The organism is Lentzea sp. NPDC051208 (assembly GCF_040682435.1).
Classification (GTDB): domain Bacteria; phylum Actinomycetota; class Actinomycetes; order Mycobacteriales; family Pseudonocardiaceae; genus Lentzea; species Lentzea kristufekii.
This window is the reverse complement of sequence record NZ_JBFBAW010000006.1, coordinates 340,048-362,585: the sequence shown is the minus strand read 5'-3', so window position 1 is coordinate 362,585 and position 22,538 is coordinate 340,048. Positions and strand designations below refer to the sequence as shown.

General features: G+C 69.4%; 16 protein-coding genes. 8 read left to right on the top strand and 8 right to left on the bottom strand.

What is annotated here, in order from left to right; translation table 11 throughout:
• Positions 1–19: 19 nt before the first annotated feature.
• The 3 genes from AB0M48_RS17260 to AB0M48_RS17250 all read left to right on the top strand — a co-directional run bounded on the left by AB0M48_RS17260 (position 20) and on the right by AB0M48_RS17250 (position 3,001).
• Entirely contained in the window at positions 20–850 is an 831-nt protein-coding gene (locus tag AB0M48_RS17260) for a mechanosensitive ion channel family protein (RefSeq protein ID WP_319986843.1), read from the top strand.
• Between the two features lie 118 nt (positions 851–968).
• The gene (locus tag AB0M48_RS17255) at positions 969–1,352 is read left to right on the top strand and encodes a globin (protein ID WP_363842381.1); all 384 of its coding nucleotides are present in this window, start codon (positions 969–971) and stop codon (positions 1,350–1,352) included.
• 56 nt (positions 1,353–1,408) lie between these two features.
• The gene (locus AB0M48_RS17250) at positions 1,409–3,001 is read left to right on the top strand and encodes a glycoside hydrolase family 13 protein (protein ID WP_363842378.1); all 1,593 of its coding nucleotides are present in this window, start codon (positions 1,409–1,411) and stop codon (positions 2,999–3,001) included.
• Positions 3,002–3,062: 61 nt separating this feature from the next.
• Here the strand turns inward: AB0M48_RS17250 and AB0M48_RS17245 are convergent, their stop codons facing one another.
• Positions 3,063–3,689: a hypothetical protein gene (locus tag AB0M48_RS17245; RefSeq protein WP_363842375.1), complete on the bottom strand. Its 627-nt coding sequence runs from the start codon at positions 3,687–3,689 to the stop codon at positions 3,063–3,065.
• Positions 3,682–4,113, bottom strand: a complete 432-nt coding sequence (locus AB0M48_RS17240; RefSeq protein ID WP_363842372.1) for a thioesterase family protein — start codon at positions 4,111–4,113, stop codon at positions 3,682–3,684. The genes AB0M48_RS17245 and AB0M48_RS17240 overlap by 8 nt, the downstream gene beginning before the upstream one ends.
• An 85-nt stretch (positions 4,114–4,198) precedes the next feature.
• On the opposite strand from AB0M48_RS17240, the gene AB0M48_RS17235 reads away from it, so the two are divergent.
• Positions 4,199–4,696 (top strand): DUF2975 domain-containing protein, encoded by a 498-nt coding sequence (locus tag AB0M48_RS17235; protein WP_363842369.1) that lies wholly within the window; start codon positions 4,199–4,201, stop codon positions 4,694–4,696.
• A 56-nt stretch (positions 4,697–4,752) separates the two neighbouring features.
• On the opposite strand, the gene AB0M48_RS17230 is transcribed toward AB0M48_RS17235, so the two are convergent.
• From AB0M48_RS17230 to AB0M48_RS17215, 4 genes are all read right to left on the bottom strand, one after another.
• Entirely contained in the window at positions 4,753–9,696 is a 4,944-nt protein-coding gene (locus tag AB0M48_RS17230; protein WP_363842366.1) for an NAD-glutamate dehydrogenase, read from the bottom strand.
• A 380-nt stretch (positions 9,697–10,076) separates the two neighbouring features.
• The gene (locus tag AB0M48_RS17225; protein WP_363842363.1) at positions 10,077–13,934 is read right to left on the bottom strand and encodes a hypothetical protein; all 3,858 of its coding nucleotides are present in this window, start codon (positions 13,932–13,934) and stop codon (positions 10,077–10,079) included.
• Positions 13,935–13,952: 18 nt separating this feature from the next.
• On the bottom strand, positions 13,953–15,629 hold the full coding sequence (gene ettA, locus AB0M48_RS17220; protein ID WP_363842360.1) for an energy-dependent translational throttle protein EttA: 1,677 nt from the start codon (positions 15,627–15,629) through the stop codon (positions 13,953–13,955).
• A gap of 262 nt (positions 15,630–15,891) precedes the next feature.
• Positions 15,892–16,287, bottom strand: a complete 396-nt coding sequence (locus AB0M48_RS17215; RefSeq protein WP_363842357.1) for a single-stranded DNA-binding protein — start codon at positions 16,285–16,287, stop codon at positions 15,892–15,894.
• A 252-nt stretch (positions 16,288–16,539) separates the two neighbouring features.
• Between AB0M48_RS17215 and AB0M48_RS17210 the strand changes: the two genes are divergently transcribed.
• From AB0M48_RS17210 to AB0M48_RS17200, 3 genes are read left to right on the top strand one after another with little or no spacing between them, the layout of a single operon-like run.
• Positions 16,540–17,151 carry a TetR/AcrR family transcriptional regulator gene (locus AB0M48_RS17210; protein ID WP_363842354.1) on the top strand — a complete coding sequence of 204 codons (612 nt, stop codon included), beginning with the start codon at positions 16,540–16,542 and terminating at the stop codon, positions 17,149–17,151.
• The gene (locus AB0M48_RS17205; RefSeq protein WP_363842351.1) at positions 17,144–18,067 is read left to right on the top strand and encodes an ATP-binding cassette domain-containing protein; all 924 of its coding nucleotides are present in this window, start codon (positions 17,144–17,146) and stop codon (positions 18,065–18,067) included. Before AB0M48_RS17210 ends, AB0M48_RS17205 begins: the two co-directional genes overlap by 8 nt.
• A 9-nt stretch (positions 18,068–18,076) precedes the next feature.
• Complete coding sequence (locus AB0M48_RS17200) at positions 18,077–18,874, top strand: ABC transporter permease (protein ID WP_363842348.1); 798 nt, start codon at positions 18,077–18,079, stop codon at positions 18,872–18,874.
• On the opposite strand, the gene AB0M48_RS17195 is transcribed toward AB0M48_RS17200, so the two are convergent.
• Complete coding sequence (locus AB0M48_RS17195) at positions 18,871–20,802, bottom strand: cytochrome c oxidase assembly protein (RefSeq protein WP_363842345.1); 1,932 nt, start codon at positions 20,800–20,802, stop codon at positions 18,871–18,873. The genes AB0M48_RS17200 and AB0M48_RS17195 overlap by 4 nt on opposite strands.
• Before the next feature lie 62 nt (positions 20,803–20,864).
• Between AB0M48_RS17195 and AB0M48_RS17190 the strand changes: the two genes are divergently transcribed.
• Positions 20,865–21,362 carry a hypothetical protein gene (locus tag AB0M48_RS17190; RefSeq protein ID WP_363842342.1) on the top strand — a complete coding sequence of 166 codons (498 nt, stop codon included), beginning with the start codon at positions 20,865–20,867 and terminating at the stop codon, positions 21,360–21,362.
• Here AB0M48_RS17190 and AB0M48_RS17185 read toward each other — a convergent pair.
• Positions 21,340–22,503, bottom strand: a complete 1,164-nt coding sequence (locus AB0M48_RS17185) for an MFS transporter (RefSeq protein ID WP_363842339.1) — start codon at positions 22,501–22,503, stop codon at positions 21,340–21,342. The genes AB0M48_RS17190 and AB0M48_RS17185 overlap by 23 nt on opposite strands.
• Between the last annotated feature and the right edge of the window lie 35 nt (positions 22,504–22,538).

Sequence of the window (22,538 nt, the reverse complement as noted above, 5' to 3'; positions counted from 1 at the left end):
CGTCGACAAGTACGGCGCGGTGATCATCACCGGCGCGATCAAGATCGTTGTGATCCTGATCGCCGCCTTCGTGATCAGGGCTCTGCTGCGCAAGGTCATCGACCGGATCACCACGCCCGGCAAGGAAGGCAGGAAGCCGGGGCTGCTCAAGCCGTTGCGCGAGCGGGCGCCCCAGGCGCTCGGAAACCTGATCTCCGAGCGCCGGGAGCAACGCGCCAGGACGATCGGCTCGGTGCTGAAGTCGATCGTCACGATCCTGATCTTCGGTATCGCGTTCCTCGAGATCCTGATCGTGGTGGGCATCAACATCACGCCGATCCTGACCTCGGCCGGCATCCTGGGCGTCGCCATCGGTTTCGGCGCCCAGAACCTGGTGAAGGACTTCCTGGCCGGCATGTTCATGCTGCTGGAGGACCAGTACGGCGTCGGTGACGTCGTCGACCTCGGCCCCGCGACCGGCACCGTCGAGGCCGTCGCGCTGCGCACCACCACGATCCGGGACACCGGCGGCACGGTCTGGTACGTCCGCAACGGCGAGATCCTGCGCGTCGGCAACTCGTCGCAGGGCTTCGCGGTCGCCGTCGTCGACCTGCCGCTGAGCTACGGCGCGAACCTCGCCGAGGCCACCGGGGTGCTGGAGCGCAAGGTCGCCGAGGTGGCCGACAAGGACCCGCTGAAGGCGGACATCACGGCCAAGCCCGAGGTGCTCGGCGTCGAGAAGTTCACGCCGGAGGGCATCACCCTGCGGGTCACCGCGAAGACGCGCCCCGGCCGTCAGTGGGCGGTTCAGCGCAACCTGCGCGCGCAACTGATGCCCGCACTCGAGGAAGCGGGCTTCACCGCCAAGTGAGTTAGAACACCCATTCGAGACGATGATCATCCGGCGTCCTGCCAGTTCACAACCCTATGGCGGAGCCAACAGCCGGGGCGGCCTGCACGTGGTGGCACTCGTGAGTCAGGATGGGTACGTGGGAAACCCCGTGAGCTTCTTCGAACAGGTCGGTGGCGAGGAGACGTTCCACCGCATCGTCGCCCGCTTCTACCAAGAGGTGAAGGCCGACGACGTCCTCCTCCCCCTCTACCCGGAAGAGGACCTCGGACCTGCGGAGGAGCGGCTGAGGCTGTTCCTGATGCAGTACTGGGGCGGACCCCACACCTACTCGGACAACCGGGGCCACCCGAGGCTGCGGATGCGTCACGTCCCGTTCAAGATCGGACCGATCGAGCGGGACGCGTGGCTGCGCTGCATGAGGATCGCCGTCGACGAGGCCGGCTTGGACGAGGCTCACCGCAAGCAGCTCTGGGACTACATGGAGATGGCGGCGAACAGCTTGATGAACAGCTTCTCCTGACCGCCATCACCCGTTCGGGTCCTTTAGCAGCGAGACGAATGGCAGGATGACCCCCCGTGCGCCGATCCTCCGACCTCACCCCCGAGATCGCCGAAGAGTCCGCCTGGTGGCGTGACGCCGTCTTCTACCAGGTCTACGTGCGTTCGTTCGCCGACTCCAACGGCGACGGCGTCGGCGACCTCGACGGCATCCGTTCCCGACTCGGCTACCTGGAACTGCTCGGCGTCGACGCCCTGTGGCTCACCCCGTTCTACCGCTCGCCGATGGCCGACCACGGCTACGACGTGGCCGACCCGCGTGACGTCGACCCGATGTTCGGCGACCTGGCCGCGTTCGACCGGCTGGTGGCGGACGCGCACGAGCACAACATCCGCGTGACGGTCGACCTGGTCCCGAACCACTCGAGCGACCTGCACGAGTGGTTCCAGGAGGCCCTGCAGGCCGGTCCGGGCAGCATGGAGCGCGCCCGCTACATCTTCCGCGAGGGCCGCGGCTTCGACGGCTCGCAGCCGCCGAACAACTGGACGTCCGTCTTCGGCGGCCCCGCGTGGACCCGAGTGCCGGACGGCCAGTGGTACCTGCACCTGTTCGCGCCGGAGCAGCCCGACCTCAACTGGGAGCACCCGGAGGTCCGCGCCGACCTGGAGCGCACGCTGCGGTTCTGGCTGGATCGCGGGGTCGACGGCTTCCGCATCGACGTGGCGCACGGCATGGCCAAGCCCGAAGGCCTGCCGGACATGGAGATCCGCCCCCAGGTGCCGGGTGTGCTGTCCGACGACGTGCACGACCCGCGCTTCGACAACGACGGCGTGCACGAGATCCACCGCATGATCCGCAAGGTCATGGACGGCTACCCCGGCACCATGGCCGTCGGCGAGATCTGGGTGAAGGACGACGAGCGGTTCGCCGCCTACGTCCGTCCCGACGAGCTGCACCTGGGCTTCAACTTCCGGCTGGTCGAGGCCGGCTTCGACGCCGATGCCGTCCGTTCGGCGATCGAGCACTCGCTGGCGGCGGTCGCCCTGACCGGCACGCCCGCGACGTGGACGTTGTCGAACCACGACGTCGTGCGCCACGTGACCCGCTACGGCGGCGGCGCGCTGGGCGAACAGCGGGCCCGCGCGATGACGCTGGTCGAACTGGCGCTGCCGGGCGTGATCTACCTCTACAACGGTGAAGAGCTCGGCCTGCCCAACGTGGAATTGCCGGACTGGGCCCTGCAGGACCCGACCTGGGAGCGTTCCGGCCACACCGAGCGCGGCCGCGACGGCTGCCGCGTGCCGATCCCGTGGGAGGGCACCAGCCCGCCGTTCGGGTTCTCCACGGCCGTGAACACCTGGCTGCCGCAGCCGAACGAGTGGGACCACCTCACGGCCGAGGCGCAGCTGGAGGACCCGGGCTCGATGCTCTCGCTCTACCGCGAGGCGCTGGAGCACCGGAAGTCCAACGCGGGCTTCGCCGGCGAGGAGCTCGAGTGGTACGGCGCCCCGGCCGGCTGCTTCGCGTTCCGGCGCAAGGGTGGCGGGCTGATCTGCGCCCTCAACACCTCGGGCGCGTCCGTGCCGCTGCCTCCCGGCCAGGTGCTGCTGTCGTCCGGTCCGATGGACGGCGACCAGCTGCCGCCGGACACCGCGGTCTGGCTCGTCTGAGTTCTCGCACGAAACAGCGCCCCAGGCCGTGGCCCGGGGCGCTGTTTCGCGTTCTGGAGAGTCAGACGAGCAGCGGCAGCATGGAGTGACGGCGCCGGACGACCGCGCCGTACCGGGCGTCGATCCGCACCCACGAGTCGGTCGCGGTCACCCGCACGTCGCCGTCCTCGCCGAGGAAACCCATGCCCGACAACGCGAACAGGACCCGCAGCGGGATCTTGACGTCCAGTCCGGACCCGCTGACGGTGATCACCGTCTGGTCCAGCAACGAGGCCGGCGGCGTGCCCTGCGGCCCGGTGTTCTCCCGCGCCACCTCGACACCTTCGTCGGCCAGTTCGGCGACGACCTCGACCGGCAGCCGGTCGACCATCAGCCAGCCCTCGGCGGGCGGCAGGGCCGAGCGCCACATCAGGTCCTTGGCGGGGCCCGGATCGATGCGCTCGTCGCGCATCACCGCGAGACCCGTCAGCAGCTCCGATCCGGACACCGTGACGTCCGCCGGAGTCGCCTGTCCCGCAACGGTTCGCGTCGCGAGCGTGTCGAACGGCGTGGCCACCCACGCGTCGAGCAGCTCCTCGTCGCGGTTGCGCAGCCTCACGACGGACTGCGCGTCGAGCCGCACGGCCCGCGCGGCGAACGCCCCGAGGTCGTCTCTCTCGGCCGCATCGGCCAACACCAGCTCAGGCACCATTTCCCCCTGCCCGCCACCCGGCGAGAAAGTCGCGCTCGGCTTCGGTGAGCCTGCGCGGTCGCGCTGTCGTCACGTTGTAGGGCGCCATGAGCGTCTCCGCCCTGACCACCACCGGGCTGTTCTCGTCACGGCTGCCGCGCACCACGTAGTCAAGCGTCAGCGAAGCGGACTTCAGCTCCCGCACCGACATCTCCACCACGACGCTTTCGCCGGTGAACACGATCGGCGCGAGGTACTCGACCACGAGCTTCGCCACGACCATGCCCTCGGCCAGTTCCTTGACCCCGTGGCGGGCGGCCTCGGTGAACAGCAGTTCGATGCGGGCTTCTTCCAGCAACGTCACCGTGTTCGCGTGGTTGACGTGGCCGAACGCATCCATGTCCGACCATCGAGGCCGCACACCCGTGACGAAGACACCCATGCAGGGACCCTACCGTTGACCGGCCTTCACAGGACCTCCACACCAGACGATTGAAAATCGATAGGCAGCTCTCGATACTCGATTCATGTCTCGTGCCGTGGTGTTCTTCCTGCAGGCCCTGCTCGCCTTCGCGGTTCTCGGCGGCCTGTTCGCGCAGGTCGCGGTGATCCCGGCGACCGCGGCGAACGAGGTCGGCCTCTTCCCGCCGTACGAGTCGGTGAGAGTGCCGTTCGTGGTGTCCGCCATCGTCTTCGTGGCGTGTCTGCAAGTGCTGGCGGTGGCATTGGGAGGAATGCTGCACAGGGCGGGCGAGGGCACCGTGTTCGAGTCCGGTGCGCTCGTGTGGACGAACATCGCGATCGGCGCCATCGCCGCCGGAGCCGTGGTGCTCGCCTGGTTGTTCGTCTACGTCACGTTCGCCGAGATCCCCTCGCCCGCGGACGGCATGGACGTCCTGGGCCTGTGGGCGGGATCCGCCGTCGGCACGATCGCGGCGATCGGTGTCGCGCTGCTGGTCGTGGTCGGCCGGCAGTGGCTCGGTCGCGCGATCGCCCAGCGCGCGGAACTCGAGCAGGTCGTCTGAAACGGCCGGGGCGCCGCGGAGGGGATTCCGCGGCGCCCCGGTTCTCGTTCGTGCTCCTACCTGACCATGCTCCGCACCTGGCGGGCGGCGACGGACAGGGTCGCGAGGTCCAGCTGGTGGACCCGGTTGATCTCCTCCAGCGCGCCACGTGCGCGGACCAGGCGGGAAGCGTTGGCCTGCTCCCACTTGGAGATCTTCTCGGTCGCCGTGTCGCCCTCGTCGCTCGCCCTCAGCACGTCGACGGAGATGGCCCGCAGCGACGAGTAGAAGTCGTCGCGGAGAGCCAGCCGCGCCAGGGCGTGCCAGCGGTTGCCGCGCTCCAGACTCGTCACCGAATCCAGCATGTGGTCGATGTCGAGGTGGTCGGACAGCGCGAAGTACAGCTCGGCGGTCTCCCGGTGCGTGCGCTCCGGGCCCGCGCCGCCGGTCGGGCCGAACTCGCGTTCGGCCAGTTCGGCGATCTCGGTGACGTCGAGCAGGCCGTACATGTAGAGCAGTGCGGCCACCTTGCGGGCCAGCTCGGCCGGGACGCCCTGTTCGACGTACCGGTCCGCCTTGCCCGCGACGACGTCCAGTTCCTTGCCCTGCAACAGTTCGAAGGCGTAGGGGCTGAGCTCCTCGACCACGCCGCGGAACCGGTTGATCGTCGAGCCCACCGCGAGCGGCTGCGGGCGGTTGGACAGCAGCCAGCGGGACGCCCGGTCCAGCAGGCGGCGGGTCTCCAGGACCATGCTGTCCTGGACGTCCGTCGGCACCACGGTGTCCAGCGCCTCGATCTCGCGCCAGATCGACGGCAGGTCGAAGACCTGGGTGACCACGGCGTACGCGCGGACCGCGTCCGTCACCGACGCGCTCATCTCCTCGGCCAGGCGGAAGGCGAAGGAGATGCCGCCGCCGTCGACGACCTCGTTCACGACGACCGTCGTGATGATCTGCCGCGCCAGCGGGTGGTTCGGAATCGCGGCGCCGAAGCGTTCACGCAGCAGGCTCGGGAAGTAGTCCGGGAGCTTGCGGGTGAACGTGTCGATCGTCGGGATGTCGCTCGCCAGCAGCTCTTCCTTCAGCGTGAGCTTCGTGAACGCGAGCAGCGTGGCGAGCTCCGGCGACGTTAGACCCGCGCCGTTCTTCTCCAGCGCCTTGAACTCCGCCGCGCTCGGCATCGCCTCCAGCTTGCGGTTGAGCGCGCCGCGAGCTTCCAGGTCTGCGGTGAGGCGCGCGTGCACCGACAACATCGGGGCCGCGTGCGCCCGGCTGACGCCGAGGACGTTGTTCTGCGAGTAGTTGTCCGCCAGCACGAGGTCGCTGACCTCGTCGGTCATCTCGGCGAGAACCTCGTTGCGCTGCAACTGCTCCAGCGACCCCTCCCGGACCAGCTGGTCCAGCAGGATCTTGATGTTGACCTCGTGGTCGGAGCAGTCGACGCCGGCGGAGTTGTCGAGCGCGTCGGTGTTGACCTTGCCGCCGGCCCGCGCGAACTCGATGCGGCCGCGCTGGGTCAGGCCCAGGTTGCCGCCCTCACCGATGACCTTGACGCGCAGCTCGTCGCCGTTGACGCGGATCGAGTCGTTCGCCTTGTCGCCGACGTCGCCGTGCGACTCGGTCGACGCCTTGACGTACGTGCCGATGCCGCCGTTCCACAGCAGGTCGACCGGTGCGAGCAGGATCGCCTTCTTGAGCTCCGGCGGGGACAGCTTCACGACGCCCTCGTCGAGCCCGAGCGCGACGCGGGCCTGCTCGGAGATCGGGATCGACTTGGCGGTGAGCGGGAAGATGCCGCCGCCCTCGCTGATCAGCGAGCGGTCGTAGTCGTCCCACGACGAACGCGGCACGTTGAACAGGCGCACGCGCTCGGCGAACGACGTCTCCGCGACCGGGTTCGGGTCGATGAAGATGTGCCGGTGGTCGAACGCGGCCACGAGCCGGATGTGCTCCGAGAGCATCATGCCGTTGCCGAACACGTCACCGGACATGTCGCCGATGCCGACGACGGTGAACTCCTCGGTCTGCGTGTCCACGCCGAGCTCGCGGAACGAGCGCTTCACGCTCTCCCACGCGCCCTTGGCCGTGATGCCCATGGCCTTGTGGTCGTAGCCGATCGAGCCACCGGAGGCGAACGCGTCGCCCAGCCAGAAGCCGTAGCTCTGGCTCACGCCGTTCGCGATGTCGGAGAACGTCGCCGTGCCCTTGTCCGCCGCCACGACCAGGTACGTGTCGTCGGCGTCGTAGCGCACGACCTGCGGCGCGGGCACGACCTCGTTGTTGATCAGGTTGTCGGTGAGGTCGAGCAGGCCCGAGATGAACATCTTGTAGCAGGCGATGCCCTCGGCCATGAAGTTCTCGCGGTCGATGCCGGGGTCGCCGGTGGGGGCGATCGGCTTCTTGACGACGAAGCCGCCCTTCGCGCCGACCGGCACGATCACGGCGTTCTTCACGGCCTGCGCCTTGACCAGGCCGAGCACCTCCGTGCGGAAGTCCTCGCGGCGGTCGGACCAGCGCAGACCACCGCGCGCGACGCTGCCGAAGCGCAGGTGCACGCCCTCGACCCGCGGCGAGTACACGAAGATCTCGAACTTCGGCCGCGGCTGCGGCAGTTCCGGGATGGCCTGCGGGTCGAGCTTGACCGACAGGTACGGCCGCGCGTTGCCGTCCGCGTCGCGGAAGAAGTAGTTCGTCCGCAGCGTGGCGTTGATCAGCGTGAGCAGGTTGCGCAGGATCCGGTCCGCGTCGAGGCTCGTGACGTCGTCGATCAGCTTGCCGGTCTCGACGACCATCGTCTCGGTGCGGTCGGCGCGCGTGGCGTCGTCGAGCCGCGGGTCGAACCGGGCCTCGAACAACGCGACCAGCGCGATGGCCACGCTGGTGTGGCCGAGCACGGCGTCCTCGATGTAGTCCTGCGAGTACGGCGTGCCCGCCTGCCGCAGGTACTTGGCGTACGCACGCAGCATCGCGGCCTGCTGCCAGGTGAGCCCGGCCTGCAGCACCAGCGAGTTGAACCTGTCGACCTCGGCCTCACCGCGCCAGACGGCGGCGAACGCGTCCTGGAACCGCACGCGCACGTGGTCGAGGTCGGCCTCGGACAGCTGCGCGAGCGCGGCCTTGTCGATGCGCAGGCCGAAGTCGTAGATCCAGCACTGCACGCCGTCCTCGCGGGCGATCTCGTACGGCCGCTCGTCGACCACGATGACGCCCATGCGCTGCAGCATCGGCAGCACGTCCGACAGGGTGATGCCCTCGCCGGTCACGAAGAGCTTGAAGCGCCGCTCCCCCGCCTCGGCGTTCTCGGGCACGTAGAAGACCATGTCGAGATCGCCCTCGACGAGCGCCTCGATGCGTCGGTAGTCCTCGAGGCCCGTGGCGGCGGAGAAGTCCTCCTTGTAGGCCTCGGGGAAGACCGTGGCGAACCGCTGGCCCTGCTCCGTGGCCGACTCGGCGCCGAGCTCGCCCTTGTCACCCACGACGGCCTCGACCATCCGGTCGTCCCAGCTGCGCACGGCCTCGGCGAGCTTGGCCTGGATCGCGTGGACGTCCGGCTCCAGCGTGCGAGCCGGGTCCGTGTGCACCATGAAGTGCACGCGGGCGAGCGCGGACTCGCCGATGCGCGCGCTGTACTCGAGGTTCAGGCCGCCGAGCTCGGCGAGCAGCACCTCCTGCATCGCGAGGCGGCTCGTCGTCGTGTAGCGGTCGCGCGGCAGGTACACCAGGCACGAGAAGAAGCGGCCGAACGGGTCTCGGCGCAGGAACAGCCGCAGCCGGCGGCGTTCCGCGAGCGCGATGACACCCGTCGTCACCTGGTAGAGCGTCTCGGCGTCCACCGAGAACAGCTCGGTGCGCGGGTAGTTCTGGATGACCTCGAGCATCCGCTGGCCGGAGTACGACTGCAGCGGGAAGCCCGCGCGGTGGATCACGTCGCGCACGCGCCGCTCGATCACCGGGATGTCGAGCACGTTCTCGTGCAGCGCGGTGGTGCTGAAGATGCCCAGGAAGCGGTGCTCCCCGGAGACGTTGCCCTCGGCGTCGAACGTCTTCACGCCGACGTAGTAGGGGTAGACGCTGCGGTGCACGCTGCTCTGCGCACTCGCCTGCGTCAGCACCAGCAGGTCCGGGCTGAGCGCCTGCGCGCCGTTGTCCGGCCCGGCGGTGAGGCTGCGCGCGGCGAGGCTGTCCTGGCGCAGCACGCCGAGACCGCTCGCGAGCACGGCCCGCAGCGCCGGCTCGCCGTCCTCGTGCACCAGCTCGTACTGCCGGTAGCCCATGAACGTGAAGTGCCCGTTCGCGAGCCACCTGAGCAGCTTCGAGCCGTCCTCGGTCGCGTCGGACGATTCCTTCTCCAGCTGCTCGGCCAGCTGCAGCGCCGTGGCGGCCATGCGGTCGGTGTCCTCGACGACCTCGCGGACGTCGGTCAGCACAGACAGCAGCCGCGTCTCGAGCTCGCGGGCACGATCGGGGTCGGTGATGAGGTCGACCTCGATGTTCATCCACGACTCGGCCAGCGCGTCGGCGGGCGGATCGGCCGGATCGGCGGTCGGCAGCACCTCGGTGCGCTCGCCGGTGACCGGATCACGCCGCACGACGACGATCGGGTGCACGACGCGCTGCACCTGCACGCCACCCCGCGTGAGCTCGGACGCGACCGAGTCGACGAGGTACGGCATGTCGTCGGTGACGACCTGGACCACGGTGACGGGACACTGCCACCCGTCGTTCGCGCGGGTCGGGTTCAGGATGCGCACCGCGGCGCGTCCGGGAACACGGCTCTCGGCGAGCTGGTAGTTCGACCGCACCGCTCCGACCAGGTCCACCGGGTCGTCGTCGTTGACTTCCTCGGCGGGCACGTGCCGGTAGAAGAGGCGGATCAGATCAGCGAGTTCGGGGGCATTGGCGGCGGCCCGTTCGATCAGCTCGTCACGGACCTGCTCAGGACTGGCCGTTGGACTGCCATCACCCGCGGCGGTGGCCGCGGAGACGTCGTCGGTTCGGGTCGGGGCTCCAGTCGAGGTCATCTTCAGGCGACTCCACGCTATCCGGCACCTCTGTGTGCCGGGTCCGACCCCACCCTAGATGGGGTGGCGGCCGTCACCGGCAACGGGAGGTGCACTGACGGACCACTGAATCGAGGGCTGAATCGAGTCACATCATCAGTGGCGACAAGGCTTTCCGCACCGCGGACGCGATCGGGCACCGGCGAACTCCGCCGGCCCCGACACCCGGTCGGTCCACAGCTTTCATCCGATCATGGGCCCAACGGCATCGTGACCACCGCCGAACCGCAAGACATCACCAGCCCGCCCACCACTGGTCTCCGTGCAGCCGCTCCCGCGACTCCTCGCCGGCGCCGGGCAGGAAGGGTTGGGCAAGGCTTGAGGTGTGGTGCTGACCACCCTCACGTCCCCGGCAGCGTCCAGCCGGGAGGCCCGTCCGCCCGGAACGGACGAATAGGACCGGTGGTCTCGTTGTCCGACGGCACGGGAGCTATCGGCCCGGTCTTCTCCTGTGCGGACTCCGGTGCGGGTTTCGCGGGGAAGTAGGACTCCTGGCTCACCGGCTGCGCGGGCGGCTGCTGGACCCCGAAGCGCTGGCCCGAACCGAACACCGCATCCGGCGGAGCCGCTGCCCCCGAGTCCCGCTGGGCACCGAAGGACAGTGCCGAACGAAACAACGCCTCCGAACTCGACGGAGTGTCCGCCGCCGAATCCTGCTGCGCTCCGAAACGCTGACCCGAACCGAACACCGGATCCGACGACTCAGCGGTCGAGTCTTGAGCAGCGAACGGCCGGCCTGAGCCGAACACCGCGTCCGACGCCGCCGAATCCTGCTGCGCGCCGAACGATCGGCCCGAACTGAACAGCGCGTCCGACGAGTCCTGCCGGGAGCCACCAGGCTGACCTGGCTGTGAGAAGGCGCCCGGACCGGCCGCGGCTTCCGCTAAACCCGCCCCGGTCTGGAGATCAGTGGCCGCGCTGACCGACTCCCCGGGCCGCGACGCCACATCCGCGCTGGCGGGCGACTCGGCCTCGGCGGGGCGGGCCGGCTGGCCCTCCGTCGTGGCGTCCGGTCCGGGTGACGTGACCGGCCAGTCCGAGGCGCTCAGGTCCGGGACTTCGAGCAGTTCCTCGTCGGAGCGACGGCCCGTCTCGTAGGCGACCAGTGCTTCAGCCAGCAGGTCGGCGAGGCTCAGGTCGCTCGGCCTGCGGCGGCTGCTGGGACGGCCCGTGCGGTCGGCGGGCTCGCTCGTCGAGGTGCCGCGCGCGGCGTCGTCTGCCGGGTCGGGCTCGCCGACCGCGCGGAAACGCTTCTCCGTCGGCGCGTCGGGGTCGGGCGAGACCGGCTGCTCGGCGAGCGCGGCGGGATCGGCGCCGTGGCCCGGCTCGGTGCTGTGCTCCGGCTGGGAGCCGAAACCCTGCTGGGTGCCGAAGGACTGGCTGCCGAACGTGGTCTGCGTGCCGAAGCCGGTCTGGGAGCCGAACGTCGGCTGGGGCTGGGACTGCACGCGCACTGGGGTCGTGGGGATGTCCGAGGGGTCGTCGTCCACGTCCGCCGAGCTCAGGAACGTCGTCGACAGCAGGTCCCGTTCCGGGGCCGGCGGGATCTCGGCCGGAACCGGCACGGACGGGATCGGGTCCGGCAGCGGCGGGAGCGGTTCGTGCTCGGGTTCCGGCTCCTGGTCCGGCGCTTCCGCCGGAGGGGGCGGGACGGGGGTGGAGGCCATGGGCCTCGGCTTCGAGGTGCTGAAGTCGAGACCGCTGAAGTCCAGGTCGGGGAGCTTGCGCTCGTCCGGGTCCGCGACGGCGGGAACACCACCGGCCGGGGTGTTCAGCGGGTACGCCGGTTCGTCGACGTGAGGACCGAAGTCCGGGGCCGCGGGCGGACGGGAGAACGCCGCGGAGAGGCCCGACCGGCCTGGGCTGTCCGGGGTGGCCGGATCGCCGTAGTAGCCGGGACGGGCCGAGATGCCGGAGTCCTCGAAGTAGTTCTGCGACGCTTCCGCGGCGGAAGCGTCCTGACGCAGGCCCGACGGGGGTTCCACGCGCCAGGACGGGATCTTGGCCTCGGGCTCGGCGTCACGGGCGCGGCGACGACCGCCTGCCCGCAGGCCCTTGGCCTTGAGCATGTCCAGCACGCTCTCCGACTGCGATCCGGACGCCCCGTCGCGCGCGGCGGCCTCCGCACGAGCCGCTTCCTCGCGGGCGGCGGCCTCTTTGGCGGCCTCCTCGCGTTCGACGGCCTGGCGGGCGACCTCCTGATGCGCCGCCTCCTGCCGGGCGACGTCGCGGCGGACCGCTTCCTGGCGGGCTGCCTCGCGGCGGGCCTCCTCCTGGCGCACGGCTTCCAGACGCGCGGCTTCCTGCCTGGCCAGTTCCTGGCGGGCGGCCTCCTGGCGGGCGGCTTCCAGCCGAGCAGCCTCTTCCTGGCGAGCCGCTTCCTGCCGGGCGGCCTCCTGGCGCGCCTCCTCCTGCCGTGCCGCTTCCTGCCGGGCGGCCTCCTGGCGAGCGGCCTCTTCACGGGCCGCTTCCTGGCGAGCGGCTTCCTCGGCTGCCCGGGCTTCGCGTTCGGCCTGGGCGCGTTGTGCGGCGCGGGCCTGGCGTTCCGCCTCGATCTGGCGGCGGGCCTCGCGCTGCAGCTCCATGAGCTGCTGCTCGACCTTGCGCTTGCGTTCCTGCTCGACGCTGAGCGCGGGCTGCTCCTGCTGCGGCTCCGGGTCCGGAAGTGGTGGTGTGATGGGAATTTCGGCGATGGTGGTCGGCCGGTCGTCGTCGATCTCGCCGGCGGCCACGCGGGCGGCGCGGCGGCGGCCGCTCACCATCGCGCCCGCGGACGCGATCAGGCCGGAGGCGGGGACGGTGCGGTCGGAGGAAGACGATGAGGATGACGGCAGGGGTGCGGGTGGCGGTTCCACGGCTTCCGGAGTCTTGTCATCGGGCTCGCCGAACGGCTGGACCATGCGCCACCGGTCGGCGGCGTGTTGTCTGGCCGCGGACAAACCTTCCACGGTCATGTCTTCGGCAGCGCGCCGGACGCGCTTGACCTTCAGCCCGTCGCCCTTGCGGACCTGGACCGGGCGCCACTGCCGGAGTTGTTGCTTCAGTGCGGCGGACAGCACGCCGTCAGTGACCACCTGCATGCCCTCGACGGGACGGAGCACGCTCGCCAGTTGCCGGTGCAGGTCGGCGGGCTGGCGGTGGACGCCGGAGAACTCGGCGGCGAGCCGGGCACGCACCGCGTAGACCGCCCGCGCACGGCGGCGTTCGGCGGCGTGGGCGGAACGCAGGTTGGTCAGCGCGTCGGCCAGGTCACCGGACACCTCGTGCACGTGGGCCAGCGCGAGCAAGCTTTCAGCCAGCAACGTGTCGAGCTGGTGGCGTTCGGCGCTCGCCGCGGCCTCGCGCAGCATCTCCCTGGCCAGCGCGACCCTGCCGGCGGGCAGGTGCACGCGCGTGGCCAGCGCCAGGCGCAACCACCCCACCGCGGACGCCGACGGCGCCCGCACCGGGCGGTCGAGCATCGGCACGCCGACGTCGCTCGCGTCGAGCAGCCGGTTCGCGTCCATCAGCGAGAGCACCAGCTCCAGCGTGAGCCGGCCGGCGGCCTGGCCGCTGTCCGCGCACGGATCGGAGAACCTGCTCAGCAGGTCGAGGCCTTCCCGGGCGGCACCGATGGCGGCGGCTAGATCGCCCCACCGCCGGTGCTGTGCGGCCTGCACCGCGCGGATCAGGCCGCGCAGCAGCAGACGTGTGTCGTCGTCGAGCGTGGTGTCGGCGACGTAGAGCTGGTCCGCCTCGGCGAGGGCCCGCGTGGGCTCGTCGCCGCGGCCGACCGTGACGAGGCATTCGCTGGCCTGCACCAGCGCGGACGCCCGCAGTTCCGCGGGCACGTCCGGCGCTTCGAGCACCGGCGTGATCGCGGCGAACCCCGTCAGCGGGGCTCCCACGGACCGCGCGCACGCCGCGAGTTCGACCCTCAGCAGCCACGCGGTCTCGTACTCACCGGCGGCCTCGGCCGCCTTCAGGGCGTCGATCGCCCTGTCGGCGACGCGAACGCCGCGGCCCATGCGGTTGCCCGCGAAGACCACCAGCGACTCCGCACGCAGGCGGTCGGCTTCGTCGCGGCGGGTGGAGGCGAGCGCTACCGCGCGCTCGCCCAGCACCAGAGCGAGCTCGGGTGCGCGCCAACGCAGCATCCAGGCGGGCACGACCAGCGTGCTCACCTCGACGTTCGCCTGCGTCTCGCCCCTCGCCGCCACGACGTCGCCGTTGCCCTCTCAGTCCCGTGTCAACTTGCGGTACGTGACACGGTGCGGCCGGGCGGCGTCCGCACCCAGGCGCTCGAGCTTGTTCTTCTCGTAGCCCTCGAAGTTGCCCTCGAACCAGTACCACTTCGACGGGTCCTCGTCCGTGCCCTCCCACGCGAGGATGTGCGTGGCGACGCGGTCGAGGAACCACCGGTCGTGGGAGATGACCACGGCACAGCCGGGGAACTGCTCGAGAGCGTTCTCCAGCGAGCCGAGGGTCTCGACGTCCAGGTCGTTGGTCGGCTCGTCCAGCAGGATCAGGTTGCCACCAAGCTTGAGCGTGAGCGCGAGGTTGAGGCGGTTGCGCTCACCACCGGACAGCACGCCCGCGGGCTTCTGCTGGTCCGGGCCCTTGAAGCCGAACGCGCTGACGTACGCGCGAGACGGCATCTCGACGTTGCCGACGTGGATGTAGTCGAGTCCGCCGGACACGACCTCCCACACGTTCTTCTTCGGGTCGATGCCGCCGCGGTTCTGGTCGACGTAGGACAGCAGGACCGTCTCACCGACCTTGACCGAGCCGGCGTCCGGCTGCTCGAGACCGACGATCGTCTTGAACAGCGTCGTCTTGCCGACGCCGTTCGGACCGATGACGCCCACGATGCCGTTGCGCGGCAGGGTGAACGACAGACCGTCGATCAGGACCCTGTCGCCGAAGCCCTTCTTGAGCTTGTCGACCTCGACCACGACGTTGCCCAGACGCGGGCCCGGCGGGATCTGGATCTCCTCGAAGTCGAGCTTGCGGGTCTTCTCCGCCTCGGCCGCCATCTCCTCGTAGCGGTCCAGACGCGCCTTTGACTTGGCCTGGCGGGCCTTGGCGCCGGAGCGCACCCACTCCAGCTCGTCCTTGAGGCGCTTCTGCAGCTTCTGGTCCTTCTTGCCCGAGATCGCGAGACGCTCGGCCTTCTTCTCCAGGTACGTGGAGTAGTTGCCCTCGTAGGGATGGGTCTTGCCCCGGTCGATCTCGAGGATCCACTCGGCCAGGTTGTCCAGGAAGTACCTGTCGTGGGTCACGGCGAGCACGGCGCCGGTGTACTGCGCGAGGTGCTGCTCCAGCCACAGGACGCTCTCCGCGTCCAGGTGGTTGGTGGGCTCGTCGAGCAGCAGCAGGTCGGGCTTGCTCAGCAGCAGCTTGCACAGCGCGACACGGCGGCGCTCACCACCGGAGAGCTTGGTGACGTCGGCGTCGGGCGGCGGGCAGCGCAGGGCGTCCATCGCCTGGTCGAGCTGCGAGTCGATGTCCCACGCGTTGGCGTGGTCGAGCTCCTCCTGGAGCTTGCCCATCTCCTCCATCAGCTCGTCGGAGTAGTCGGTCGCCATCAGCTCGGCGATCTCGTTGAAGCGGTCCAGCTTCACCTTGATCTCGCCCAGGCCCTCCTGGACGTTGCCGAGGACGGTCTTCTCCTCGTTGAGCGGCGGCTCCTGCTGCAGGATGCCCACCGTGTAGCCGGGGGCCAGGTAGGCCTCACCGTTGCCAGGTGTGTCCAGCCCCGCCATGATCTTGAGCACGCTCGACTTGCCGGCGCCGTTGGGACCGACCACACCGATCTTCGCGCCGGGGTAGAACATGATCGTGACGTCATCGAGGATGACCTTGTCACCGTGCGCCTTGCGCACCTTTTTCATGGTGTAGATGAACTCGGCCATGGCGGCGATCGTAGAGCGGTGCCCAGAGGCTCCTGACCTCGGTCGCCGACAAGCAGGCGCTCACGCCTGGATCGAGCGTCACGCGACTCGGTGACCAGCCCGTTCCGTTCGAACGTGAACGACTCTCGGCGATCGGTCCTCGGCAGCCCCGATCTACGAGCTTCCCTCCTTCTTCGTGGATCTCGGTACGTGCATTCTTCTCCGGTGATGCCGCCGGTTCGGGCGTGTTCCCGAAGTCCGGGACCGGGTTGCCCCGAACGGCTCAGAACGGAACGGGTTCCTCGGTGAGATCTTCGGCGGCCCGCGGTTCAACGAGCGGGGCGGAGCCCAGTGACTGCACCCGGCCCAAGTCCAGCCCGACGTGCGACGCGTCGAGACCGAACGCCTGCCGCTTCACGTCGTCCTTCTCGTAATGACGGATCCGCAGCTTGCCCTGGACGATCACGGGGTCGCCCTTGGACAGCGTGGTCTTCACGCTATCGGCGAGCTTGCGCCAGCACGACACGCCGAGCCACAACGACTCGCCGTCCTCCCAGTCGCCGTTCGCCGTGTTGTACCGGCGCTCGGTCGAGTTGACGCGGAAGAACGCGTTCGTCTTGCCGTCCTCGCCGTGCTTGTACGTGATGTCGCTGACGACGGTGCCAACAACGGTGATCACGGTGGAATTCCAGGACATCGGGCTTGCCTCCAGGTCGCGGGGTTCTGGTCCAGGTTGCTCCGGAGGCGGGCGGCCGGGGTGGGGCTGCGGCGGATCTGTGGACAACTCGCGGGGTGTGGACAGGTCGAGATCTTGAACGGCCTCGAACCACGGAATTGTCGGGGCCACGTGCTAGTGCGCCACTGGAGCAAGACGAGTGAGTGAGCGCCCACTCATTGACATGAGTGAGTACTCACTCATACAGTGGCGGACGTGTCAGAGGAACCACGCCGCCGCCGCGCCCCCGCGATGAGCCCCGAAGATCGCCGCGAAGCGATCGTCCAGGCCACGCTGCCGCTCGTCGTGAAGACCGGCGCGAACGTCACCACCAGCCAGATCGCCGCCGCGGCCGGAATCGCGGAAGGCACGGTGTTCCGCGTCTTCAAGGACAAGGCGGAGCTGCTCGACGCGTGCATCCAACGCGCGTTGCACTCCGACGAAGAGGTCGCACGGCTCGAAGCGATCCCGGCGGACGTGCCACTCGAAGAGCGGCTCACCGCAGGAGTAGCGGCGTTCAGCGGCTACCTCGACCGCATGTGGGGGGTCATCGGCGCGCTGCGCGAGTCCGGCTACCAGCCGCGCGACGAGGACCACAAGAAGCACAAGGGACCGCCGATCGGCATGCAGCAGCTGTCCGACGCCATCGCCGGCCTGTTCGGCGACGCGGAACTGCGCGTCAGCCCCGACCTCGCCGGACGGATGCTGCTCGGCGCCGTCTTCACGAACCGCATGGGCTCGGGCTTCGGCCAGATCGCCGCCGAACCCGCCGCCATCGTGGAGCTGTTCCTGCACGGAGCACTCAAATCAGGGGGAACAGATGTCTGAGCTCATGATCGAAGCCCATGAGGTGAGCAAGAGGTTCGGCGACGTGAACGCGCTCGACGGCGTGAGCGTCACCGCGAAGAAGGGCTCCGTCCTCGGCCTCCTCGGCCACAACGGCGCCGGCAAGACCACGCTGGTCAACCTCCTCACCACGATGCTGCCCCCGTCCAGCGGCACCGCGAGGGTCGCGGGGTTCGACGTCGTGAAGCAGAGTCACGAGGTCCGCAGCCGCATCGGCCTGACCGGCCAGTTCGCCGCCGTCGACGAGCAGCTCAGCGGCCACGACAACCTCGTCCTGATCGCCCGCCTGCTCGGCGCCGGCCGCAAGCAGGCCCATTCGCGCGCGGACGACCTGCTGGAGCAGTTCGACCTCACCGACGCCGCCAAGCGCAACGCCAAGACCTACTCCGGTGGCATGCGCCGCCGTCTCGACCTGGCCGCGTCGCTGGTCGGCAACCCCGACGTGCTGTTCCTGGACGAGCCGACCACCGGCCTCGACCCGGCCAGCCGCCTCGCGATGTGGGAGATCGTGGAGAAGCTCGTCGCCGGCGGCACGACCGTGCTGCTCACGACCCAGTACCTGGACGAGGCCGACCGCCTGGCCGACTCGATCACCGTGCTGTCGCACGGGAAGGTCGTCGCGTCCGGCACCTCGGCCGAGCTGAAGGCCCAGGTCGGCCAGCGCACGGTCACCGTCACGCTCGACTCGGTGTCCGAAGTGGACGTCGCGCTGAAGGCCATCAACTCCGTCGGGCTCCACCCCGTCGCGGAAGGCCTCACGCTCACGACCCCCGTCAGCGCGTCACGCGACCTTGCGACAGTCGTGCGCGCGTTGGACGACAACGGCTTGGAGGCGCACGAAATCGGCCTCAAGGAGCCAACTCTGGACGACGTCTACCTCACTCTCGCCGCGAACTAGGGGGAAATCATGGCGACCTTGACCTGGCACGGCAGCAGCTACCCGACACAAGTCCTCGTACTGACTGGCCGTTCTCTGCGCGCACTGCTGCGCACGCCCGCTCTCGTCTTCTTCAGCATCCTGCAGCCGTTGATCATGCTGACGCTGTTCAGCCAGATCTTCGGCAGCATCACGTCCACGGCGAACTTCCCGCCGGGCATGAGCTACATCAACTACCTGCTGCCCGCGATCCTCGTGAACACCGCGATGCAGTCCTCTCTCGCATCCGGCATCGGGCTCGTGCAGGACATGTCGAACGGTGTGCTCGCACGGTTCCGTTCGCTGCCCATCCGCCCGAGCACGGTTCTGTTGGCGCGCAACCTGTCCGACGCCGTCCGCACGGCGTTCCAGCTGGTGCTGATGATCGCGTTCGGCATCCTGGTGTTCGGGTTCCGGCCGGACGGCGGCATGCTCGGCACCCTCGCCGCGCTGGGCCTGGCGCTGGTCGTCGGATGGGCGCTGAGCTGGGTGTTCATCGCGATCGCCGCGTGGGTGCGCAAGGCAGAGCTCATGCAGACCGTCGGCTTCCTGGCGATGTTCCCGCTGATGTTCGCGTCCAGCGCGTTCGTGCCGGTCAGCGGCCTGCCGGGCTGGCTCCAGGCGATCGCGAAGGTCAACCCGCTGACCTACGCGGTCGACGCCGCCCGCAGCCTGGCGCTCGCCCACCCCGTCACGGGCGTGCTCGGCGCACTGGTCACGAGCGGCGCGATCGCGGCGATCGGCGCGTTCTTCGCGGTCCGCGGATTCCGCCGCCCGCTGTCGGTCTAGTCCTTGCCCGCCATCTTCTTCAGCATCGCGTTGTAGGCCTCGAGGTCGGCGTCTCCATCGGAGTCGGCCTTGCGGTCGTACCGCTTCGCGTCACGGCCGTCCTGCCGCGCCCACTGCGTGAGCAGGGCGACCATGACCACCAGCAACGGGATCTCGCCCGCCGCCCACGCGATGCCGCCGCCGAGCCGCTGGTCCTCCAGCAGGTTCTGCACCCACGGCAGCGCGAGGCCACGGTAGAACTGCTCGCCGATGACGTTCGCGGAGCTCATCAGCACGACGCCGAAGAACGCGTGGAACGGGATCGACGCGAACAGCAGCCCCAACCGGCCGAGCGGCGGCAGCTTGTTCGGTGACGGGTCGACGCCGATCACCGGCCAGTAGAAGACGTAGCCCGCGAGGATGAAGTGCGCGTTCATCGCGAGGTGCGCCCAGTGGAACGGCAGCGCGGCCTCGAAGAGCCCCGAGAAGTACAGGGCGTAGAAGGAGCCGACGAACAAGGCCAGCGCCACGAAGGGGTTCGTCAGCAGCCGTGCGACCGGTGAGTGCACGAAGGCCAGCAGCCATTCGCGCGGCCCCGGCACCTCCTTGCTGACCGGCAACGCGCGCAACGCCAGCGTGACCGGACCACCCAGGACGAACAGGATCGGCGTCAGCATGGACAGCACCATGTGCGCTTCCATGTGCACGCTGAACATCGCCGGCGAGTACCGGCCCATGCCCGAGGACGTCGCGAACAGCAGCGAGAAGCACCCGCACAGCCACGCGACGGTGCGGCCCACCGGCCACTTGTCGCCGCGCTTGGTCAGCCTGCGCACGCCCAGGACGTAGAGCAGCGCGAGAGCCAGCGCCGCGGTGCCGAAGACCAGGTCGAAGCGCCAGTCGAACAGGATGGCCGCGAGCGTCGGCGGGCCGTCGAGGTCGTAGCCGATCGCGATCTCCGTGCGGCTGGGCAGTTCGGTGCTGCCTCCGGGAGGAGGCGTGCGGGCCAGCGCCACGGCCAGGCCGATGGTGAACATCATCAGCAGGACCTCGAGGCCCGCGAGCTTGAGCAACGCGTGCGGCTTGCCGTCGACCACGCCCTTGACACCGCGTTCGCGCTGGAAGTAGCCGAACACGCCGAGCAGCACCAGGCACGCCAGTTTGCCGAGCGTCAGCCAGCCGTAGGTGGACGTGACGAGGTCGGCCGGCGTGATGCGCACCAGCGCGTTCACGACGCCCGAGACGGCCATCACGATCCAGCAGACCAGCGCGATCTTCGAGAACCTCGTCGCGGCGAGAGGGAGGTGCGCGCCGCCACGCCTGCCGTGCGCGAGCAACGCGATCAAGCCGCCCACCCACAGCACCGCGGCGACGAGGTGGAACAACAGGCTGTTGGTCGCCATGTCGTGCGAGCCGCCGGACGACGAGTGTCCCGTGACCGCGACCGGGACCAACGCGAAGATGGCACCGAACAGCAGGACCGTCGTCCATCCCCACGACAGCACCAGACGGCAGCCCAGTGCGAGCAACGCCACGATGATCGCCGTCAGGAGCCAGGCCTTCGACTGCTCCAGCAGCATCGCCGTCGCGATCATCTGGCTGAAGCTGAACGAGCTCACCGGACGGTCGATCGCCGCCGCTGTGGTGAACGGCACCGACAGCAGTGCGCCCACGAGCCACACGAGCGCGAACCACCCGGCGGTGCGCATCGCGGCGTAACCGTCCGCTGCGAGAGTGCCGGACTCCTGCGGTGGCACGAGGAACGCCGCCAGCAACAACGAGCCGATGGTCACCACCGCACCCGTCTCGGTCAGCACTCGCACGATCTGCACCCCGGCTGGAGGGTTGCTCTCGAACGAGCTCAGCGCGACGGCCGCGAGGGCCGCCACCGCGAAGCCGATGATGACGAGGGGCACCAAACCCGTTCTGGTGGAGCGTTCGATTGCCACGCCCAGGAGCCTACGACCCTCTAGTGTTGCGCCGTGTGAGACGTTCTCTCCCTCTCCTGCTCGTGCTGCTTCCATTGACCGGTTGCACGTACTCCATCCAGGGAGAACCCATCGCGGCACCGCTTCCGCCGCTTTCCATCGCGACGCCGCGCAAGACCGCCGGCGTCGACCCGTGCGCCCTGGTGACGGAGAAGGACCTCAAGCCCCTCGGCACGCTCAAGTTCAAGCCCGTGCCGCGCACGGAGGTGCAGAACTCGTGCCTCTACACGCTCAACGAGGGCCCGTACGTGCTGGTGGCGGTCCCCTACCGGTCGTTCGAAGAGTCGAAGAAGTCGCAGGAGAAGGGCCGCGAGGTGGAGACCTCCAAGCACGCCACCTGGCTCAACTGCAGCAAGCCGGCCGCGGACAAGGACATGGTCTGCAGCGCCACCATCGCCGTGACGCGCACCGAGTCGTTGATGGTCGCCGTCGGCATGGGCGGCGACGCGACCGAGAACAAGGCCACCAAAGCGCTCGAGCCGCTCAGCGTGGAAGCGCTCAAACGGATGCCGCCTGCCTAGCCGCCCGCCGGGCCAGCAGGGTCGTCGGGATGATCAGCGCCGTGACGAGCGCCACGAATCCGAGTGAGACCACGAGAGAACTGACGTGCGCGAGCCCACCCACGATCGGCGGCCCCGCGAGGAACCCCGTGTAGGCGATCGTCGTCACCAGCCCGAGCTCACGCTCGCCACCGCTGCCGTCCGCACGTTTGCCGATATCGCTCGCGAGGTCCATGACGACGGGGAACGAGAACGCGAGCCCCAGTCCGGCCAGGCCGAACCCGGCGTAGCCGGCCGCCGGGAACGGGACGACCACCGCGAGCGCCAGCCCCGTCGCCGCCAGACCTCCACCGGCGGCGAGCAGGCGGTGCGGACCCAGGCGTCGTTGGATCGGTTCGCCGAACCACCGTGAGAGCGCCATCGTGACCGAGAAGCCCGCATAGGCGTATGCGCCTGCCGCGTCACCCATGCCGCGCTCACGCACCATGAACAACGCCGACCAGTCCGCCGCCGCCCCCTCCGCGATGGCGCTGCACAGCGCGACGCTCGCCAACAGCCAGAGGACCGGGCTCTTGAGCACGTTCGCGCGTTCGGTGACTTCTTCCCTATGACGCTCCCCTACTCCTCCGGGGATGTCCTTCGCGATGAGCGCAGTCACCAGCACGCCGACGAACGCCGCGAGGAGGAAGTGCTTCATGGGCGTCCAGTGCGCCTGAGCGGCGGCGGCGCTGCCCAACGACCCGATGAGCCCGCCCACGCTGAAACCCGCGTGGAACTGCGGCATCAGCGGCCGCTGCAAGGCGCGGACGACGACGACCGCAGCGACGTTCATCGACACGTCCATCGCCGCGACGCTCGCTCCGAGCGCGACGAGCGTCAGTCCGAACTGCAGCGGTGACTGCGATAGCGCGAGCACGGGCAGAAGCAACGGACTGAGGAGGCTGCTTGCTATCAGAACCCCACGCGACCCGTAGACCGCGCAGATCCGTGCCGCCAACGGCGCCGTGAACGCCAGCCCGGCGCTCGCCCCGAGCAACGCCAGGCCGAGGCTGCCCACCTCCGCGCCGACCTGCTCGGCGAGCGCGGGCACACGGGAGGCCCAAGTGCCGAAGACAGCACCGTTCAAGAGGAAGACGACGAACGTGGCCAGGCGTGGGGACATGCGTTCCAGCATGACTGAAGCGCTTCAGCAGCGCC

Excerpts from the sequence above, each read along its gene's own strand:
- AB0M48_RS17185 (WP_363842339.1), bottom strand. The coding sequence starts at position 22,503 with ATGTCCCCACGCCTGGCCACGTTCGTCGTCTTCCTCTTGAACGGTGCT.
- AB0M48_RS17240 (WP_363842372.1), bottom strand. The coding sequence starts at position 4,113 with ATGGGTGTCTTCGTCACGGGTGTGCGGCCTCGATGGTCGGACATGGAT.
- ettA (WP_363842360.1), bottom strand. The coding sequence starts at position 15,629 with ATGGCCGAGTTCATCTACACCATGAAAAAGGTGCGCAAGGCGCACGGT.
- AB0M48_RS17230 (WP_363842366.1), bottom strand. The coding sequence starts at position 9,696 with ATGACCTCGACTGGAGCCCCGACCCGAACCGACGACGTCTCCGCGGCC.
- AB0M48_RS17205 (WP_363842351.1), top strand. The coding sequence starts at position 17,144 with ATGTCTGAGCTCATGATCGAAGCCCATGAGGTGAGCAAGAGGTTCGGC.
- AB0M48_RS17235 (WP_363842369.1), top strand. The coding sequence starts at position 4,199 with ATGTCTCGTGCCGTGGTGTTCTTCCTGCAGGCCCTGCTCGCCTTCGCG.
- AB0M48_RS17200 (WP_363842348.1), top strand. The coding sequence starts at position 18,077 with ATGGCGACCTTGACCTGGCACGGCAGCAGCTACCCGACACAAGTCCTC.